At 36.0% G+C, this 1,221-nt stretch carries 1 protein-coding gene; it reads right to left on the reverse strand.

The features are described 5' to 3' along the window. Positions 1-1,047, reverse strand: a 1,047-nt coding sequence (locus DWB64_RS19060; RefSeq protein ID WP_164980508.1) for an IS4 family transposase, incomplete at its 3' end; no start/stop codon positions are given. Positions 1,048-1,221 lie beyond the last annotated feature (174 nt).

The following is a 1,221-nucleotide window of genomic DNA, read 5'->3' on the forward strand; positions in this document are numbered from 1 at the left end:
TCTAATTTTATCCAGTGTCCCTCTTGTTATGATGCTTTGTTTAAATAGTGCAAGCAAGCAGTACATGATCAGACTTAGATACACTTGATTCTCAGTGCCTTCTTGTGTACAAGCATAGAAGTGTTTCACTTCAAAGTGTTGTTTTATCCACTTAAAGAATAATTCAATCTGCCATCTCATCTTATAAAACTCAGCAACCGTCTCAAAGGTTATTTTCTCGTGGCTCTCAAGGTTCTCAATATTTGTGAGTAGGTGCAAGAGATTACCTTCATCATCAAACTTCTGGATATAGTAATACTCGTGACGTGTCTTTTTGCTTGCCGCACCGACAGGGCCTTTTGAAGCAAACTTAACACCTTTAGCGTCCTCAAATCGTTCATTGATCCACGTAGTGGTGTTGTTTTTGATTCTTACGACAAACTTACCGCCTGCATCAGTGATTTCATCCAGCTTTCTAAAATCAGCGTATCCTCTGTCTAAAACGTTGATAACACCCTCGCAGTAATCGATGAGGTTAAGCATTTCATTCACATCATGACACTTTGCACCTGTCACTGTAGCTTTGGACGGATATAGATTTTGCTCACCGTGATACTTAAGTCCCAAGTGTAGTTTTATACCTGCTTTTCCCTTTCTAAACTGTGCCCACTCCATGCCATGGAGTGCCTTTAAAATAGTACTGGCATCAATGATATTGAGAGCATCAACATCACTTGAAAGCTTGATATGGCGGTGTCCTTTAGCCAGTTTAGTTACTAATACTTGAAAGATTTCTCTAAGCATTCCTGTATCGAGTTTGATCAGTCGCCTATATAGCTGTGATGGACTAATAGAGTTCAGTTTCAATATTCTCTGATAGTCAAAGTCAAACTCTAAATCAGTAGAGATTTTTCTTAGTCCTGCGAGTTCTTTGAAGTCAGCCATTAAGAAAAGAGTAATCAAAGATCTGCTTGAAAGTTTCTTAATGTATTTATCTGCACTGTAACGCTTAAAAATAGTTGAAATAAAATCAGATGAAATTGGTTCAAGTACTTTATTTATGGTCAAATTTCTCATATAATGAATATGGTTATTTCCTTATTTTAGATTTGTGCGAGACCATTCATTTGAGCTCCATACATCTATTATAAGGATTTTTTATACGCTTTTAAATACTTATTTATGCAAAAATGTTAATTTAATGTTTTCTATTTGTGTAATGAATTTTATGCAACGCTAGTG

It is taken from the genome of Fusibacter sp. A1 (assembly GCF_004125825.1).
GTDB lineage: Bacteria > Bacillota > Clostridia > Peptostreptococcales > Acidaminobacteraceae > QQWI01.